Raw genomic sequence first — 16,927 nt, forward strand, 5'->3', positions numbered from 1 at the left:
GATTACCTCTCGGAAACGATCATGGGCGGCAGGGGATGGTCGCCGCCCAGAACATGCATGTGAAGATGATACACCTCCTGCCGACCCACCTTTCCGCAGTTGATGATGGTGCGGAAGCCCTCCTCGGCACCTGCCATGCGGGCCAGTTCGCCCGCTTTGGAGAGCATGCGGCCGAGGACGGCCTCGTGCGCTCCGCTGGCGTCGTACAGCGTGGCGACGTGCATCTTCGGGATGATCAGGAAATGCACCGGTGCCTGCGGGTTGATGTCGTGGAAGGCGTAGATCAGGTCGTCCTCGTACAGCTTGCGCGACGGGATCTTACCCTCGATGATCTTGCAGAAGATGCAGTTGGGGTCGTGCATGGTGTCAGTCTGTCCGTGAGGTCGGGAGTTTCAAATACGTGTATTACCGTATTGCGAGCGTGATCAGCCGTTCGTGCGCGAGCGCTTCTCGTCGATGCCCGAAATGCCCTCGCGGCGGCGGAATTCATGCAGCACGTCGTCCACGGTCAGGCCGTGATGGGCCAGCAGCACCATGGAGTGAAACCACAGATCGGTCACCTCGCGCACGACGTGGCCGACGTCGCCATCCTTGGACGCCATGATGGTCTCGGCCGCTTCTTCGGCCACCTTCTTGCAGATCGCGTCGGTGCCCTTGTGGAACAGCGAGGACACGTAGGACGAACCGGGTTCGGCGCTCTTGCGCTCGGCGATGGTCTGCGCGACGCGGCGCAGCACTTCGATATCGATCATTTGTATATCTCGTCCGGGTTCTTGATGACCGGGTCGACCTCGTCCCAGCGGCCATCGGTCAGCGAATGGAAGAAGCAGCTGTGGCGGCCGGTGTGGCAGGCGATACCGCCGGTCTGCTCCACCTTCAGCAGCAGCACGTCGCGGTCGCAGTCGAGGCGGATGTCGAGCACCTTCTGCGTGTGGCCGGATTCCTCGCCCTTGTGCCACAGCTTTCCGCGCGAGCGCGACCAGAACACCGCCTCGCGCAGTTCCGCCGTGCGGACCAGCGCGTCACGGTTCATCCAGGCGAACATGAGCACGTCGCCGGTCGACGCTTCCTGCACGATGACCGGCAGCAGACCTTTGTCGTCCCAGTCGATGGCGTCGACCCAGGCCGGTGCGGTCATCACAGGCGCACCTCGATGCCGCGCTCGCGCATCCGTTCCTTGGCCTCGCGCACCGTGTGCTGGCCGAAGTGGAAAATGCTGGCCGCGAGCACCGCGTCGGCGCCACCTTCGACCACGCCGTCGACCAGATGGTCGAGGTTGCCGACGCCGCCCGAGGCGATGACCGGAATGCGCACCGCGTCCGACACGGCGCGGGTCAGCGCGAGGTCGAAGCCGTTCTTGGTGCCGTCGCGGTCCATGCTGGTGAGCAGGATTTCGCCGGCGCCCAGCGATTCGACCTTCTGCGCCCACTCGACCGCATCGAGCCCGGTCGGGTTGCGGCCGCCGTGCGTGAACACTTCCCAGCGTGGCCGGCCGTCGCGATCGTCAACGCGCTTGGCGTCGATGGCGACGACGATGCACTGTGAACCGACCTTGCCGGAGGCACGCGCCACCAGATCGGGATCCTTGATCGCGGCGGTGTTCATGCTCACCTTGTCGGCGCCGGCGTTGAGCAGGCGACGCACGTCCTCGACCGCGCGCACGCCGCCACCGACGGTCAGCGGGATGAACACCTGCTCGGCCACCTGCTCGACCACGTGCAGGATGATGTCGCGCGCGTCGGAACTGGCGGTGATGTCGAGGAAGGTCAGCTCGTCGGCGCCCTGCTCGTCGTAGCGACGGGCGATCTCGACCGGGTCACCGGCGTCCTTCAGCGACACGAAATTGACGCCCTTGACCACGCGGCCGGCGTTGACGTCCAGACAGGGAATGATGCGCTTGGCTAGCATGTCGTTTCCGCGCCGTGCGCGATGTGAAGTTCAGCTTTCGCCGTTGAGACGGTCGGCTTCCGCCTGGGCCGCCGCAAAATCCAGTGTGCCTTCGTAGATGGCGCGGCCGGTGATGGCGCCGATCACGCCTTCGTCCTCGACCGCACAGAGACCGCGGATGTCGTCGAGATTGGTGATGCCGCCCGACGCGATGACCGGAATGCGCAGCGCCTGCGCCAGCTTCACCGTGGCGTCGATGTTCACGCCGCTGAGCATGCCGTCGCGACCGATGTCGGTATAGACAATCGCCTCGACGCCCTGATCCTCGAATTTCTTCGCCAGATCGATCACGTCGTGGCCGGTCATCTTGGACCAGCCGTCCACCGCCACCTTGCCATCCTTGGCGTCGAGGCCAACGATGATGTGGCCGGGGAAGGCGCCACAGGCATCGTGTACGAAGCCCGGACTCTTGACCGCCGCGGTGCCAATGATGACGTAGCTGATGCCGTCGTCGAGGTAGCGCTCGATGGTGTCGAGATCGCGGATGCCGCCGCCGAGCTGGATCGGGATTTCGTCGCCCAGTTCCTTGACGATGGCCTTGATCGCCGATTCGTTCTTCGGCTTGCCGGCGACTGCGCCGTTGAGGTCCACCAGATGCAGGCGGCGCGCACCGGCATCGAGCCAATGGCGGGCCATGGCAGCCGGGTCTTCCGAAAATACGGTCACCACGTCCATATCACCTTGCTTCAGGCGTACGCAGTGGCCGTCCTTGAGGTCGATGGCGGGAATGAGCAGCATGGCGCGAGTCGTGTCGTGTCTGGGAGAGTGGAAGGGAGAAGTCCCCGACGGCATCGTCGGGCACCAGGTATCAGGGCATCCAGCCGATGAAGTTGGCCAGCAGGCGCAGACCGGCGTGCGCGCTCTTTTCCGGGTGAAACTGCACCGCAAAAATATTATCGCGCGCTATCGCACTGGTAAAGGCTGCGCCGTAGGAGGTTTCGCCCGCGGTCAGCGCCGCATCGACCGGCTGCACGAAGTAGCTGTGCACGAAATAGAAGCGTTCGTCGTTGGCGATGCCGTCCCACATCGGATGCGCGCGCGTCTGTTTCACGCCATTCCAGCCCATGTGCGGCACCTTCAGTCGGGCGCCCGACACCGGATCGCGCGGATCGACAAAGCGCTTCACGTCGCCGGCGAGCACGCCCAGGCCGGGCACGTCGCCTTCCTGGCTGTGCTGGAACAGCATCTGCAGACCGATGCAGATGCCCAGGAAGGGCTTGTTCGCAGCGGCGTCGAGCACGGCGCCGCGCAGGTCGCGCGCGTCGAGCTCGCGCATGCAGTCCGGCATGGCGCCCTGCCCCGGAAACACGACGCGGTCTGCGCCCGCGACGACGCGTGCGTCGCTGCTGACTATGACCTCGGCTTCAGGTGCGACGTGCTCGATCGCCTTGGCGACCGAACGCAGATTGCCCATGCCGTAATCGATGATGGCAACGCGAGTCATGAGTGCGGCTGAATCGGAAGAGGGTGAAACGCTGGCGTCAGGACGGGCTCAGAGCGAACCTTTGGTCGACGGCATCTGGCCGGCCGCACGTTCGTCGCGCTCGCTGGCGGCGCGCAGCGCGCGGGCAAAGGCCTTGAATACGGTTTCGCACTGGTGATGCGCGTTGATGCCGCGCAGATTGTCGATGTGCAGCGTCACCAGTGCGTGATTGACGAAGCCCTGGAAGAACTCGCGCGTCAGGTCAACGTCGAAATCGCCGATGCGGGCGCGGGTGAAGTCGATGTTGTACTCCAGCCCCGGGCGGCCGGACAGGTCAACCACGACACGCGACAGCGCCTCGTCCAGCGGCACGTAGGCGTGGCCGTAGCGACGCAGGCCCTTCTTGTCGCCGACCGCCTTCGCGAATGCCTGACCCAGCGTAATGCCGACATCTTCCACCGTGTGGTGGGCGTCGATGTGCAGGTCGCCCTTGGCGATGATTTCGAGGTCGATCAGGCCGTGCCGAACGATCTGGTCCAGCATGTGATCGAAGAAGGGCACGCCGGTGTCCAGCTTGCCCTGACCGGTTCCGTCGAGATTGATGCGCACCGTGATCTGGGTTTCCAGGGTGTTGCGCGTGATTTCGGCTTGCCGCATGAAGATGTTCGCTTCGGTGATTCGTCCCGGCTGCGCGCCGGAACAGGGATGGCCGGATGATAACATCGACTTGCAACGGGCCATGCCGGCCTGCGCGCACCGCAACACGTCCCGCCCAACAACAGTCACATCGTCGCCTGCACCATCATGAGCCAGTTCTGGAGCCCCGTCGTCCACACCCTGTCGCCCTACACGCCGGGCGAACAACCGAAGATCGACGGGCTGATCAAGCTGAATACCAATGAGAACCCCTATCCGCCCAGCCCGCGGGCGGTCGCGGCCATGCAGGCCGAACTGGACGTGGACGGCGACCGGCTGAAGCTCTACCCGGAACCGACCGGCCTGGCGCTGCGCGAGGCGATCGCCGCGCACTTCGGCGTGGGCGCCGACCAGGTGTTCGTCGGCAACAGCTCGGACGAAGTGCTGGCGCACACCTTCATCGGCCTGCTCAAGCACGACCGGCCGCTGCTGTTCCCGGACATCACCTACAGCTTCTATCCGGTCTATTGCAGGCTGTACGGCATCGACTACCAGTGCGTGCCGCTGGACGCCCGGTTCGCGATCCGTGTCGACGACTACATCGAAGCCCGTCCCGGCGCGGTCATCTTTCCGAACCCCAATGCACCGACCGGTCGCCTGCTGCCGCTGTCGGACATCGAGCGCCTTGCAACGGCGCTGCCGGACAGCCCGATCGTGATCGATGAGGCCTATATCGATTTCGGCGGTGAATCGGCGGTCGCACTGGTCGCTGACCACCCCAATCTGCTGGTGACGCAGACGCTGTCGAAATCGCGTTCGCTGGCCGGTCTGCGCGTCGGCTTCGCAATCGGTCAGCCGGCGCTGATCGAAGGCCTGACCCGGGTGAAGGACAGCTTCAATTCCTACCCTCTCGACCGGTTGGCGCTGGCGGGTGCGACCGCCGCTGTGCAGGACCGCGAGTGGTTCGACCAGACCCGCCGCCGCGTCATCGCCAGCCGCGAGCGGCTGGCCGAAGAGCTGACCGCACTCGGCTTCGAAGTGCTGCCGTCGGCCGCCAACTTCCTGTTCGTACGTCACCCGCAACACGATGCGGCCGCGCTGTCGGCGCAACTGCGCGAGCGGCGCATCCTGGTGCGCCACTTCAAGGCGCCGCGCATCGACCAGTTCCTGCGTATCACGGTGGGCACCAATGCGCAGTGCGACGCACTGGTCGAAGCCCTGCAGGACATCGTCTGACGCGCTGGAGCGCTTCTTGCTGAACGGAAGAGGTCTTCGTCCCTCACCCGTTCAGCCATGCGCCTCACCCGCCCGCTCTTCCTCTCCGCATTGACCCTCGGCGTGCTCGCCGGCTGCACCAGCGTGTCCTTCAAGCAGGGTGCCGGTGGCGCCGACTATCGCCGCGACGAACGCGCCTGCATGGGCACCACCACGGAGCGGACCGCCTTCATCCAGTGCATGGAGACGAAGGGGTGGTGGACGCGCTCGACCGAGGAGCTGTCGCAGATCACGCTGGTGTCGGTCGAGGACAGCGAAGCAGTCGCTGAAGCGCAGCCGGCAGCCGCGGCCGAAGCGGCCACGCCGGGCACCGAGCCGGCCCGGCCCGCTCCGGCGACACGCACCACCGCCGCGCCGGCCCCCGTCGTTCCGAAAGACCCGCTCGCCCGCCTGCGCATCGCCATGTGGTCGAAGATGGGCGCCGGTGCGAACGAACTGATCGCCGACCAGACGCAATGCCTGTCCACGCTGGGCGAGGCCCACGCGCCGGACACCACGGCCGGCACCGTCACCCGCGGACTGTACGAGTGCCTGCGCAAGCAGGGGTGGACCGGCCTGACGCTGCGCTGAATATTCTTTTTGCATATTTCAGCCCGATGTCATAGATTGACGCCGGGTGGGCGCACACACATCAACCATTACATCGCCTGAGCGGTCTCGCAGCCGCTGGAGACACACCACCCCCGGCAGGCCGTTCCATCCGGAACGGCTGCATTCATTCAGGAGGAGGTGTTCATGTTTTCAGCAAGAATGCTGTGCATCGCGTCGCTGTGCCTGTCGGCGCAGGGCGCCCACGCGCTCGGGGCGGGCGATATCGCGTTTACCGCCTTCAATGCCGACGAGGACGGCTGGGCCATCGTCGCGCTGACCGATCTCGCGGCCAACAGCACGATCTACTTCACCGACAGCAACTGGGATGGCGCCGCCTTCACCAGTTCCGAAGGCTTCCATACCTGGCAGACCGGCGCCGGCATCATCGCGGCCGGCACGGTCGTCCGTTTCAGCGACATCGATCAGGCAGGTCGCGCAGCATCCACCGGCAGCCTGACCGGCACCGGCAATGCCGCGCTCAGCAGCACGGCCGACACGCTCTACGCCTATGTCGGCAGCGGCACCTCGGCTCCGACCACCTTTCTTGCCGCAGTGTCGTCGGAAGGTGCAGCGGCCGCCGCAACGGCACTGGGCGCTGCCGGACTCACCGCCGGGGTGAACGCGATCGCCCTGCCCGCCAGCACCGATTACGCCAGCTACACGGGCTCACGCAGCGGCGCCGCCGATTTTGCGGCGTATCGCAACACGGTGAATGACGTCGCCAACTGGACCGCGTTCACCGACGGCGTTCATGCCGATGCCGTGCCCGACACGACGCCGTTCGCGGTCTCCGCCGTGCCGGAAGCGTCGACCGCCCTGATGATGGTGGCGGGGCTCGGCGTGCTGGGCCTGTTCCGTCGGCGCTAGGCGGCGCCAGCCGGGTGCTGAAGTGGTTCGATCAGCGCCCGGTAGGCGTGCCAGGTGGCATGCCCAACCAGCGGCATCAGTACGATCAGGCCCAGGAAGAAGGTCAGGAAACCGATCACCGCGAAGACCACGATGAGCGCGGCCCACACCAGCATCGGCCCCGGATTGTGGCCGAGCGCGAACAGGCTGGCGAGGATGGACGTCACCGCGTCCTGCCGGCGGTCCAGCATCAGCGGGATGGCGACCACGCTGGCGCCGAACACCAGCGACGCGAAGATGAAGCCGACCACCGCGTAAGCCATCAGGAATTCGACGTTCTGCAGCGTCAGCACCTGTTCGAGGAAGTGCTCCACCGACGGCATCTGCGTCGTGTAGAACAGCGCGAACACGACCAGCGAGGCACGTGCCCACACCAGGAAGATGATGATGAGGATGACGGCGAATACGCCGATCGCGCCGGCATTGTGGCCGCCGGCGGTGAGCGAATGCGCGAGCACCGGTGGCTGCCCGGCCTCGCGCTGGCGGGACAGGTCGTACAGGCCGAGCGACAGGAAGGGTCCGAGCAGCAGGAAGCCGCACACCAGCGCCGAAGTCAGGTGATAGGCATGGCGGAACACCGTGGTCAGCACCAGCCCCATGAAGGCAAAACAGGCGCCGTAGAAAAGGCTGCCACCGGGACTCGCGCGCATGTCCTGAAACGCCCGGCCAAGCCAGTCGAAACAGGCGAACAGCCCGACTTCACGCACCACCGGGAAAGGTAGATCCTGCGCATCCCCGACGGCTTGTGGCGCTTCGGGGTGTTCGGACTGCTGCATGGCTGCTCCCTGATCGGTTCACTGCTGCAACGACGTGCGCATGACCGGTCAGGTCGGGCGCACGACCCGGGCGCCACTGTACGCCGGGTCGTGGCCGCGTGGAAGTCAGTCCTTCAGCCGCATTTCCGCCGAGCGGGCGTGGGCCTGCAGGCCCTCACCGTGCGCCAGCACCGACGCGATACGGCCCAGCTTCTGCGCGCCTTCGGCCGAAATGTCGAGAATGGAGGTGCGCTTCTGGAAGTCGTACACGCCCAGCGGGCTGGAGAAGCGCGCGCTGCGCATGGTCGGCAGGACGTGGTTCGGGCCGGCGCAGTAGTCGCCCAGCGCCTCGACCGAGTAGTGGCCGAGGAACATCGCGCCAGCGTGACGGATGCTGTCGACCAACGCGCGCGGATCTTCGGTGCAGATTTCCAGGTGTTCGGGCGCGATGCGGTTGGCGAGGTCGCAGGCCTCGGCCAGATCGCGCACCTTGATCAGCGCGCCACGGTTGGCGAGCGATGTCGCGATGGTGTCGCAGCGCGGCATTTCAGCCAGCAGCCGGTCGATCGATGCATGCACGCGGTCGAGGAAGGCGGCGTCGGTGCACAGCAGGATGGACTGCGCCAGTTCGTCGTGTTCGGCCTGGGCGAACAGATCCATCGCCACCCAGTCCGGATTGCCGTGGCCGTCGGAAATGATGAGCACCTCGGACGGACCGGCCACCATGTCGATGCCGACCGTGCCAAACACGCGCCGCTTGGCGCTGGCGACATAGGCGTTGCCCGGGCCGACGATCTTGTCCACCTGCGGAATGGTCTGCGTGCCGTAGGCGAGCGCGGCAACCGCCTGCGCGCCGCCTATCGTGAATACGCGATCGACGCCGGTGATCGCTGCGGCGGCCAGGACCAGCGGATTGCGCTCGCCGCCCGGCGTCGGCACCACCATGATCAGTTCCTTGACGCCCGCGACCTTGGCCGGAATTGCGTTCATCAGCACCGAACTGGGATAGGACGCACGACCGCCCGGCACGTAGAGGCCGACGCGGTCCAGCGGCGTCACTTTCTGGCCGAGGCGGGTGCCGTCGGCTTCGGCGTATTCCCAGGAATCCTGCTTCTGGCGCTCGTGATAGAGCCGCACGCGGTCGGCGGCTTCGGCCAGCGCGGCGCGCTGAGTATCGCCCAGTCCCGCATAGGCGGCGTCAAGCTCACTGCGCGGCAGTTCGAGTTCGACCATGGCGGCACAGTCCATGCGGTCGAAACGGCGTGTGTATTCGATGACCGCCTCGTCGCCACGCACACGGACGTCGCGCAGGATGCCGGCGACGGCCGTCTCGATCGCGTCGTCGGTCGAACTTTCGAAGGCCAGCAGCGTATCCAGCCGACCGAGAAAATCGGGGGCGCCGGAATCGAGCCGGCTGATCTTCGTCGCACTCATGCCTGCACCGCCCCCTGAATCGCCTCCAGGATGGGTGTAAGCAGATCGTGCTTTACCTTGAGCGCAGCCTGATTGATGACCAGACGCGAGCTGATGTCCATGATGTGTTCGACCTCGACCAGATTGTTCGCACGCAAGGTGCCTCCACTGCTGACCAGATCGACGATGGCATCTGCGAGCCCCACCAGCGGCGCCAGTTCCATCGATCCGTACAGCTTGATCAGGTCGACGTGGACGCCCTTGGCGGCGAAATGTTCGCGCGCGGTGTGCACATACTTGGTCGCCACCTTGAGCCGCGCGCCCCGGCGCACCGCCTGTTCGTAATCGAAACCGGCCGGTACCGCCACGCTGAGGCGGCAACGCGCGATGTTCAGGTCGATCGGCTGGTAGAGGCCGGCGCCGCCATGCTCCAGCAGCACGTCCTTGCCGGCGATGCCGAGGTCGGCCGCACCGTATTGCACATAGGTCGGCGTGTCGGACGCACGCACGATGACCAGGCGCACGTCAGGCCGGTTGGTACCGATGATGAGCTTGCGCGACGACTCCGGATCGTCGGTCGGCACGATGCCGGCCGCCGCCAGCAGCGGCAGCGTTTCTTCGAAGATGCGCCCTTTGGACAGCGCCAGGGTGATGCCTTGCACGGTGTGCCTCGTATGGATGGCGTGTCGTCAGGACACGCGGCGGACGGTGGCGCCGAGCGCGCTGAGCTTCTGCTCGATGCGCTCGTAGCCGCGGTCCAGATGATAGATGCGTTCGATCAGCGTTTCACCGCGCGCCACCAGACCGGCGATGATGAGACCGGCCGAGGCGCGCAGGTCGGTCGCCATCACGGTCGCGCCGTCGAGCTGTGCCACGCCCTGCACCACCGCGGTATTGCCGTCGATGCGGATGTCGGCACCCAGACGCGCCAGCTCGACCGCGTGCATGAAACGGTTCTCGAAAATCGTCTCGCGGATGATGGCGGTGCCGTCAGCGACCGTATTGATCGCCATGAACTGCGCCTGCATGTCGGTCGGGAAGGCCGGATAGGGCGCGGTACGGATGGACACCGCCTTCAGCTTGTCCGGCGCCTTCAGCACGATGGCTTCGAAGGACGGCGACTTCTCGGTGCGGATGTCGCAGCCGGCGTCCATCAGCTTGTCGATCACTGCGTCCAGATAGCCGGCCGATGTGCCGGTCAGGCGGATTTCGCCGCCGGCCGCGGCGGCGGCACACAGATAGGTACCGGTTTCGATGCGGTCCGGCATGATGCGGTGGGTCGCGCCATGCAGGCGTTCGACGCCCTGGATGCGGATCACGTCGGTACCGGCACCGGAAATGCGCGCGCCCATCGCGACCAGGCAGTTGGCCAGATCGACCACTTCGGGCTCGCGCGCGGCGTTCTCGATCACCGTCTCGCCGTCGGCGAGCACGCCGGCCATCATCAGGTTCTCGGTGCCGGTGACCGTCACCATGTCGGTGAACAGGCGCGCTCCCTTGAGCCGCGCCGTGCGCGCGACGACATAGCCGTGCTCGACGGCGACTTCGGCGCCCATCGCCTGCAGACCCTTGATGTGCTGATCCACCGGGCGCGCGCCGATGGCGCAGCCGCCGGGCAGCGACACGCGCGCCTCGCCACAGCGGGCGACCAGCGGGCCGAGCACCAGGATGGAGGCGCGCATGGTTTTCACCATTTCATAGGGCGCCACCGGATTGTTCAGACCGGACGCATCCAGCGTGACGGTCGAACCGTCGCGCTGCACCGCCACGCCCATCTGCGCCAGCAGCTTGAGCATGGTGCCAATGTCGTTCAGCTGCGGCACATGGGTCAGCGTGAGCGGCTCGCGCGTCAGCAGCGCGGCGCACAGGATGGGCAGCGCTGCGTTCTTCGCGCCCGACATTTCGGCCTCGCCGTGCAGACGATGGCCGCCTTCGATCAACAGCTTGTCCATCGGGCGATCAGGCCTTCCACTCGTCCGGCGTCAGCGTCTTCATCGACAGCGCGTGGATTTCCTCGCGCATGCGGTCGCCCAGCGCGGCATAGACCAGCTGGTGGCGGCGCACGCTGCGCAGGCCTTCGAAGGCCGACGACACGATGATGGCCTCGAAATGCTGGCCGTCACCAGCGACCTGACAGTGCTGGCAATCGATGCCGGCGGTGATGGAAGCCTGGATGCTTTCGGGAGTGACCATGTTCAACTTCTCAGTTTGTAGCCGCGCGCCAGCATGTTCAGCGTGATGCCCGCGAGCACCGCGAAACTGCCGCCCGCGACCAGGGCGCTGATCCACGGGGACACGTCCGACTGTCCGAAGAAGCCGTAACGGAAACCGTCGATCATGTAGAAAAAAGGGTTTAGGTGCGACACCGCCTGCCAGAAGTCGGGCAGCGTGTGTATGGAGTAGAACACACCCGACAGGAAGGTGAGCGGCATCACGACGAAATTCTGGAAAGCGGCCAACTGGTCGAACTTGTCGGCCCAGATGCCCGCGATCACGCCGAGACTTGCAAGAATTGCTCCACCCACGGTGGCAAAGAACAGTATCCACAGCGGATGGGCATAAGGCAGCTCGACGAACCACAGCGTCACCAGCCACACGCCCGCGCCCACCACCAGGCCCCGTATCACCGCAGCCAGCACGTAGGCGGCGAAGAATTCGCGGTAGGAAATCGGCGGCAGCAGCACGAACACGATGTTTCCAGTCACCTTGGACTGGATCAGCGACGACGAACTGTTGGCGAAGGCGTTCTGCAGCAGGCTCATCATGACCAGGCCGGGCACCAGGAAAGCGGTATAGCTGACACCGCCATAGACTTCGACCGTGCGGTCGAGCACGTGCGAAAACACCAGCAGATAGAGCAGCGCGGTCAGCACAGGCGCGCCCACCGTCTGGAAGCTCACCTTCCAGAACCGCAGCAGCTCCTTGTACAGCAGGGTGCGCAGCGCCATGCTCATCAGGCGGCCTCCTGCATCATCGCAATGAACACGTCCTCGAGATCGGGCTTCACCAGTTCGATGTCGTCGAGCGCGACGCCAGCCGCGTGCATGCGTGCAAGACAGGCAGCGACAGCGTCCGCGCTGTCGAGCACGATGGCGACCCGGCCATCGGGCGTGGCCCGCGCCACGGCGCGAAACTCGGCCGGCAACGCGGTGCCGCTGCCCAGACGCAGGCGCAGCGTCTGCTGCACACGGCGCGACAGCAGGTCGGCTGTCCGTTCCAGCGCCACCACGCGGCCCTGTTTCAGCATGGCGATCCGGCCGCACAGGCTCTCCGCCTCTTCGAGGTAGTGCGTGGTGAGCACAATGGTGTGCCCCTGCCTGTTCAGGTCGCGCACGAAGGCCCACAGGCCCTGGCGCAGTTCGACGTCGACGCCGGCCGTGGGCTCGTCGAGCACGATGAGCGGTGGCCGGTGCACCAGCGCCTGCGCCACCAGCACGCGTCGCTTCATGCCCCCGGACAGGCGACGCATGTTCACGTCGGCCTTCGCCTCGAGATCGAGCCGCTGCAGGATTTCGTCGATCCAGTCGTCGTTGCGCCGCAAGCCGAAATAGCCGGACTGGATGCGCAGCGTTTCGCGCACGGTGAAGAAGGGATCGAACACCAATTCCTGCGGCACGACGCCCAGCCGGGCGCGTGCCGCGCGGTAGTCGGTCACCGTATCGTGCCCGAGCACGCGGATCGAGCCAGAATCGGCACGGCACAGGCCGGCCATGGCCGAAATCAGCGTGGTCTTGCCGGCACCGTTCGGCCCGAGCAGGCCGAAGAACTCGCCCTGCTTCACTTCGAGCGAAACACGGTCAAGCGCCTGCAGCGAACCGAATCGCTTGCAGACGCCCTCGATCAGCAAGGCAGCGGTGGAATCAGACATGAAAGAACTGCAGTACCGGCCCCCGCGGGAGGCCGGAAGAAGCACACATCAGCGAGCGGTCGCGTCGTCGGCGTCCAGTCCGCAGTAGGACGACACCTCATACAGGCGAGCCAGGCTGGTCAGTCCGGCCGGTGCCCCGGTGACCGGCAGCGGGCCATCGCTGCCACCACTCGCACGTTCCCACGCGAGCAGCACGGCGATGGCCGACGAATCGACGTCCTCAACCGCCGACAGGTCGATGGAAGAGGCCGACGACAGCAGCGCCAGACCGGCGTCGCGCAGCGCCATCGCCTCGGGCAGTCGCATCGTGCCGCTGACGCGCAGCACGCCGTTGTCGAGCGCGATCATTTTGTCGCCGTTGCCGGTGCCGGCAGCGGCGCCGGAGCGTTCGATGCATTCTTGGCGCGCAGCGTCTTCACCAGGCCGTCGACGCCACCCGCGCGGATCTCGGCGGCGAAAGTCTCGCGGTAGTTGGTCACCAGACTGACGCCCGACACCATCACGTCGTACACCTTCCAGCCCTCTTCCTTCTTCTCCAGCGCGTAGTCGAGGGGAATCGGGCGACCGCCCGGCTGGTTGATCTGGGTGCGCACCGTCACGTCAGTGTCCGCAGCGCCCATCTTGAACGGGCGGTAATCGATGGTCTGATTGCGGTAGCTGGTCAGGGCGTTCGAATAGGTGCGCACCAGCAGGGTGCGGAACTCTTCGGTCAGCACCTTCTTCTGCTCGGGCGTCGTCGCGCGCCACTCCTTGCCGAGCGCCAGCGCCGTCATGCGCGTGAAATTGAAATGCGGCAGCACACGCGTTTCGACCAGTTCCGCCGTCTTGGCCGTATCGCCGGCCTTGATCGACGGATCGGTGCGCAGCGTGGTCAGGACATCCTCGGTCACTTCCTTGACCAGCACGTCGGGCGCCTTCAGCACGTTTGCCTGCGCGACCGCACTTGCGGCGAAGGCAACCATCAGTAATTGAACAACGCGCTTGAACATATGTGCTCCCGGAAAAGAAAGAGGCCTGTCGGAACGCGACAGGCCGTGGTGACCGCGCTGCCCGGCTTAGCGCCGGGCTTGCCGATCAGAACGAGACGGCTGCGGTGTCCACCGCTTCGGTGGCCGGCTCGGACGCATTCACTGCATCAACGTCCGACTTCTCCGGCGCGCCGACAAGCATCATCGTCCACGTCGATTCGAGCGGTTCCATCGTCAGAAGGTTCGCGCTCGGCAGCGAAGCCGAGTCATCGGCTTCGCGCGGCGGGTTGCCGTCATGGATGGCACTGCGGCGATGTTGCAGATAGGCGTCGCGCACGTAGGCGTACTTGTCGATGGCCGCCGCTTCGAGCGCATCCTCTGCCTTCAGCAGGTTGGCGCGGGTGTCGATGGCGCGCAGCGCGATGGCGGTGTTGCGGTAGCCGCGATGAGCATCGGCGTCACGCACCGGGTCGACATAGATGTCTGCCGCAAGGCCGACGGTATCGCGCACGGTACGCGGGCCGAGAATCGGCAGCACCACATAGGCGCCGTCGCCGACACCCCAGCGGCCCAGCGTCTGGCCGAAATCTTCCTCATGCTTTTCGAGGCCCATCGGCGTCGCGACGTCGAACAGGCCGAGAATGCCCAGGGTCGAGTTGACCAGCACACGACCGGCATCCGACAGGGCATCGACCGGCTTGCCCTGCAGGAGGTTGTTCACGCCCGTCCACAGATCGGCGATGTTGGCGAAGAAATTGGAGACGCCGGTCTGCACCGGATCCGGCACCACGAAGTCGTAGCCCTGGGCGACCGGCTTGATCACCGCCTTGTCGACGGTCTCGTTGAACGAGAACATCGCGCGGTTGTAGCCTTCGATCGGATCCTTGGGGTTGCCCGAGGTCGCACAGCCGGTGAACAGCGCGGCTGCAGCGGTGGCGGCAAGCACCGAGCGGATGTTGAGATTCGACTGCTTGTTGGTTTTGGTCATCTGTCGGGCTTCCCGGCTATGCATTCCGTACGTCACTGCTCGGGAGCGGTCGGGCTCTCGGCAGCCTTGTTGAACATGAACTGGCTGATCAGCTTTTCAAGCACCACTGCAGACTGCGTCTTGGTGATGGTGGCACCGGCCTGAAGCATTTCGGTGTCGCCACCGACTTCGAAACCAATGTACTGCTCACCCAGCAGACCCGAGGTCAGAATGGTTGCGAACGTGTCGCGCGGGAAACTGTAGCGCTTGTCGACATCCATTTTCACCACGGCGACATACAGATTCGGGTCAAAAGTGATTTCCGTCACCCGGCCCACCACGACACCCGAACTTTTGACGGGCGCACGCGGTTTCAGGCCGCCGATGTTATCAAAGTTGGCTTGCAGCCTGTATGTCTCCCCGATGTTAGCGGACGCAAGGTTGCCGACCTTTAGTGCCAGAAACAACACTGCGGCCACGCCGACAGCGACAAAAACACCGACCCACAGGTCGAGAACGGTACGGTTCATCCATTGCCCCTGAACATGAAGGAGGTCAGCACAAAGTCCAGCGCCAGAATCGCCAGCGCCGAATTGACGACGGTACGGGTGATCGCCCGCGACACGCCCTCGGCGGTGGGCGCCGAGTCATAACCTTCGAAAACCGCGATCAGCGCGACCGCGAAGCCGAAAACGACGCTCTTGATGACGCCATTCACGATGTCGTAGCGGAAATCGACCGACGCCTGCATCTGCGACCAGAAAGCGCCGTCATCGACGCCGATGAACACGACGCCGATGAACCAGGCGCCGAACACGCCCATGGTCGAGAACAGGGCGGCCAGCAGCGGCATCGAAATGACGCCACCCCAGAAGCGCGGCGCGACGACGCGGGCGATCGGGTCGACCGCCATCATGTCCATCGCCTTCAGCTGTTCGGTCGTCTTCATCAGGCCGATTTCAGCGGTCAGCGCCGAGCCGGCGCGACTGGCGAACAGCAGGCCGGCGACCACCGGACCCAGTTCGCGTACCAGCGACAGTGCGACCAGGATGCCCAGCGCCTCACTGGAACCGTAGCGCTGCAGCGTTTCGTAGCCCTGCAGGCCGAGCACCAGGCCGACGAAGAAGCCGGACACCAGAATGATGATGAGCGACAGCACGCCGGTCGAGAACACCTCGCGTATCGTCAGCTGGAAGCGTGCGAACGAAGTGCCCGAGCGCAGCAGGATGGCGAAGAAGAAGCGGGTGGCGAAACCCAACCGCCAGATGCCATCGACGGTGCGGGCGCCCATGGCGCGGAACACGCGCGCGATCATGAACGGACCTCCATCAGGGCCTTGCGGTAGTCGTCGGTCGGATAGTGGAAGGGCAGCGGCCCGTCGGTTTCGGCATTGACGAACTGCTTCACGAAGGGGTCGGTCGAGGCGCGGATCTCGTCCGGCGTGCCCTGCGCGACCACCTTGCCGCCCGACAGGAAGTAGATGTAATCGACGATTTCCAGCGATTCGTGCACGTCGTGCGTCACCATGATGGAACTGGCGCCGAGCGCGTCGTTGAGCTTGCGGATGAGCTGACCAACCACCGCCAGCGAGATCGGATCGAGGCCGGCGAAAGGCTCGTCGTACATGATGAGCATCGGATCGAGCGCCACCGCGCGCGCCAGCGCCACCCGGCGCGACATGCCGCCAGACAGCTCGTTCGGCATCAGCTTGTGCGCGCCGCGCAGACCGACCGCGTGCAGCTTCATCAGCACCAGATCGCGGATCATGTCTTCCGGCAGGTCGGTGTGCTCGCGCAGCGGGAAAGCGACGTTGTCGAAAACGGTCAGATCGGTGAACAGCGCGCCGAACTGGAACAGCATGCCCATGCGCCGCCGCAGCGCGTACATGTCGCGCCGAGACAGCTTGGCCAGATCGTGCTCGGCCACCTGTATGCGGCCGGCGGTCGGCTTCAGCTGACCGCCGATCAGGCGCAGCAGCGTCGTCTTGCCGCAGCCGCTGCCACCCATGATGGCGACGAGCTTGCCGCGCGGAATGCGCAGATTGATGCCGGTCAGGATGGGCCGCTTGTCGTACGCGAAGTCGACACTCGACAGGTCGACCAGAATGTCTTCGGCCGGAGGGGAAGCGGACACGAGCGCGGAACGGTCTTGTGGTAAAGGTCGCGGATTGTAGCAGAC

23 protein-coding genes are annotated in these 16,927 nt (G+C 65.4%); 3 read left to right on the forward strand and 20 right to left on the reverse strand.

The features are described 5' to 3' along the window. Positions 1–2: 2 nt before the first annotated feature. The 7 genes from WDZ97_RS11100 to hisB all read right to left on the reverse strand — a co-directional run bounded on the left by WDZ97_RS11100 (position 3) and on the right by hisB (position 4,027). A complete protein-coding gene (locus WDZ97_RS11100; RefSeq protein ID WP_304003983.1) occupies positions 3–362 on the reverse strand; it encodes a histidine triad nucleotide-binding protein in 360 nt (119 codons plus the stop codon). 63 nt (positions 363–425) lie between these two features. Then, entirely contained in the window at positions 426–752 is a 327-nt protein-coding gene (locus WDZ97_RS11105; RefSeq protein ID WP_019919453.1) for a phosphoribosyl-ATP diphosphatase, read from the reverse strand. Next, complete coding sequence (gene hisI / locus WDZ97_RS11110) at positions 749–1,138, reverse strand: phosphoribosyl-AMP cyclohydrolase (RefSeq protein ID WP_425762777.1); 390 nt, start codon at positions 1,136–1,138, stop codon at positions 749–751. Before hisI ends, WDZ97_RS11105 begins: the two co-directional genes overlap by 4 nt. Further along, positions 1,138–1,908, reverse strand: a complete 771-nt coding sequence (hisF, locus tag WDZ97_RS11115) for an imidazole glycerol phosphate synthase subunit HisF (RefSeq protein WP_304003979.1) — start codon at positions 1,906–1,908, stop codon at positions 1,138–1,140. Before hisF ends, hisI begins: the two co-directional genes overlap by 1 nt. Before the next feature lie 30 nt (positions 1,909–1,938). After that, the gene (gene hisA / locus WDZ97_RS11120; RefSeq protein ID WP_304003977.1) at positions 1,939–2,685 is read right to left on the reverse strand and encodes a 1-(5-phosphoribosyl)-5-[(5-phosphoribosylamino)methylideneamino]imidazole-4-carboxamide isomerase; all 747 of its coding nucleotides are present in this window, start codon (positions 2,683–2,685) and stop codon (positions 1,939–1,941) included. Positions 2,686–2,755: 70 nt separating this feature from the next. Then, complete coding sequence (gene hisH / locus WDZ97_RS11125; RefSeq protein ID WP_425762778.1) at positions 2,756–3,391, reverse strand: imidazole glycerol phosphate synthase subunit HisH; 636 nt, start codon at positions 3,389–3,391, stop codon at positions 2,756–2,758. 48 nt (positions 3,392–3,439) lie between these two features. Then, positions 3,440–4,027: an imidazoleglycerol-phosphate dehydratase HisB gene (gene hisB, locus WDZ97_RS11130; RefSeq protein ID WP_020163575.1), complete on the reverse strand. Its 588-nt coding sequence runs from the start codon at positions 4,025–4,027 to the stop codon at positions 3,440–3,442. 147 nt (positions 4,028–4,174) lie between these two features. Between hisB and hisC the strand changes: the two genes are divergently transcribed. The 3 genes from hisC (at position 4,175) to WDZ97_RS11145 (ending at position 6,739) form a co-directional block, all read left to right on the forward strand. Beyond that, positions 4,175–5,242, forward strand: a complete 1,068-nt coding sequence (gene hisC, locus WDZ97_RS11135) for a histidinol-phosphate transaminase (protein ID WP_425762779.1) — start codon at positions 4,175–4,177, stop codon at positions 5,240–5,242. A 57-nt stretch (positions 5,243–5,299) separates the two neighbouring features. Continuing rightward, a complete protein-coding gene (locus tag WDZ97_RS11140; RefSeq protein ID WP_304003970.1) occupies positions 5,300–5,851 on the forward strand; it encodes a hypothetical protein in 552 nt (183 codons plus the stop codon). A 180-nt stretch (positions 5,852–6,031) separates the two neighbouring features. Then, positions 6,032–6,739: a PEP-CTERM sorting domain-containing protein gene (locus WDZ97_RS11145; protein ID WP_425763016.1), complete on the forward strand. Its 708-nt coding sequence runs from the start codon at positions 6,032–6,034 to the stop codon at positions 6,737–6,739. On the opposite strand, the gene WDZ97_RS11150 is transcribed toward WDZ97_RS11145, so the two are convergent. The 13 genes from WDZ97_RS11150 to WDZ97_RS11210 all read right to left on the reverse strand — a co-directional run bounded on the left by WDZ97_RS11150 (position 6,736) and on the right by WDZ97_RS11210 (position 16,882). Next, a complete protein-coding gene (locus WDZ97_RS11150) occupies positions 6,736–7,554 on the reverse strand; it encodes a DUF2189 domain-containing protein (protein WP_425762780.1) in 819 nt (272 codons plus the stop codon). The genes WDZ97_RS11145 and WDZ97_RS11150 overlap by 4 nt on opposite strands. Before the next feature lie 105 nt (positions 7,555–7,659). Continuing rightward, on the reverse strand, positions 7,660–8,967 hold the full coding sequence (gene hisD, locus WDZ97_RS11155) for a histidinol dehydrogenase (RefSeq protein WP_425762781.1): 1,308 nt from the start codon (positions 8,965–8,967) through the stop codon (positions 7,660–7,662). Further along, positions 8,964–9,608, reverse strand: a complete 645-nt coding sequence (gene hisG, locus WDZ97_RS11160; protein WP_019919464.1) for an ATP phosphoribosyltransferase — start codon at positions 9,606–9,608, stop codon at positions 8,964–8,966. Before hisG ends, hisD begins: the two co-directional genes overlap by 4 nt. Positions 9,609–9,635: 27 nt before the next feature. Beyond that, positions 9,636–10,898 carry a UDP-N-acetylglucosamine 1-carboxyvinyltransferase gene (murA, locus tag WDZ97_RS11165; protein ID WP_425762782.1) on the reverse strand — a complete coding sequence of 421 codons (1,263 nt, stop codon included), beginning with the start codon at positions 10,896–10,898 and terminating at the stop codon, positions 9,636–9,638. 7 nt (positions 10,899–10,905) lie between these two features. Beyond that, positions 10,906–11,139 carry a BolA family protein gene (locus tag WDZ97_RS11170; RefSeq protein WP_425762783.1) on the reverse strand — a complete coding sequence of 78 codons (234 nt, stop codon included), beginning with the start codon at positions 11,137–11,139 and terminating at the stop codon, positions 10,906–10,908. Between the two features lie 2 nt (positions 11,140–11,141). Further along, positions 11,142–11,900, reverse strand: coding sequence for an ABC transporter permease (locus WDZ97_RS11175; RefSeq protein ID WP_304003960.1), 759 nt, complete (start codon positions 11,898–11,900; stop codon positions 11,142–11,144). Beyond that, entirely contained in the window at positions 11,900–12,814 is a 915-nt protein-coding gene (locus WDZ97_RS11180) for an ABC transporter ATP-binding protein (RefSeq protein WP_425762784.1), read from the reverse strand. The genes WDZ97_RS11175 and WDZ97_RS11180 overlap by 1 nt, the downstream gene beginning before the upstream one ends. A gap of 48 nt (positions 12,815–12,862) precedes the next feature. Then, positions 12,863–13,162: an STAS domain-containing protein gene (locus WDZ97_RS11185; RefSeq protein ID WP_425762785.1), complete on the reverse strand. Its 300-nt coding sequence runs from the start codon at positions 13,160–13,162 to the stop codon at positions 12,863–12,865. After that, positions 13,159–13,803 carry an MlaC/ttg2D family ABC transporter substrate-binding protein gene (locus WDZ97_RS11190; protein ID WP_425762786.1) on the reverse strand — a complete coding sequence of 215 codons (645 nt, stop codon included), beginning with the start codon at positions 13,801–13,803 and terminating at the stop codon, positions 13,159–13,161. The genes WDZ97_RS11185 and WDZ97_RS11190 overlap by 4 nt, the downstream gene beginning before the upstream one ends. Positions 13,804–13,888: 85 nt before the next feature. After that, on the reverse strand, positions 13,889–14,770 hold the full coding sequence (locus WDZ97_RS11195) for an MlaA family lipoprotein (protein WP_425762787.1): 882 nt from the start codon (positions 14,768–14,770) through the stop codon (positions 13,889–13,891). Positions 14,771–14,802: 32 nt separating this feature from the next. After that, on the reverse strand, positions 14,803–15,279 hold the full coding sequence (mlaD, locus tag WDZ97_RS11200) for an outer membrane lipid asymmetry maintenance protein MlaD (RefSeq protein WP_020163562.1): 477 nt from the start codon (positions 15,277–15,279) through the stop codon (positions 14,803–14,805). Continuing rightward, the gene (mlaE, locus tag WDZ97_RS11205; RefSeq protein ID WP_019919473.1) at positions 15,276–16,064 is read right to left on the reverse strand and encodes a lipid asymmetry maintenance ABC transporter permease subunit MlaE; all 789 of its coding nucleotides are present in this window, start codon (positions 16,062–16,064) and stop codon (positions 15,276–15,278) included. Before mlaE ends, mlaD begins: the two co-directional genes overlap by 4 nt. Then, complete coding sequence (locus tag WDZ97_RS11210) at positions 16,061–16,882, reverse strand: ABC transporter ATP-binding protein (RefSeq protein WP_019919474.1); 822 nt, start codon at positions 16,880–16,882, stop codon at positions 16,061–16,063. Before WDZ97_RS11210 ends, mlaE begins: the two co-directional genes overlap by 4 nt. Positions 16,883–16,927 lie beyond the last annotated feature (45 nt).

The sequence above is a fragment of the Methyloversatilis sp. MC4-4 genome (assembly GCF_049843555.1).
Taxonomy (GTDB): domain Bacteria; phylum Pseudomonadota; class Gammaproteobacteria; order Burkholderiales; family Rhodocyclaceae; genus Methyloversatilis; species Methyloversatilis discipulorum_B.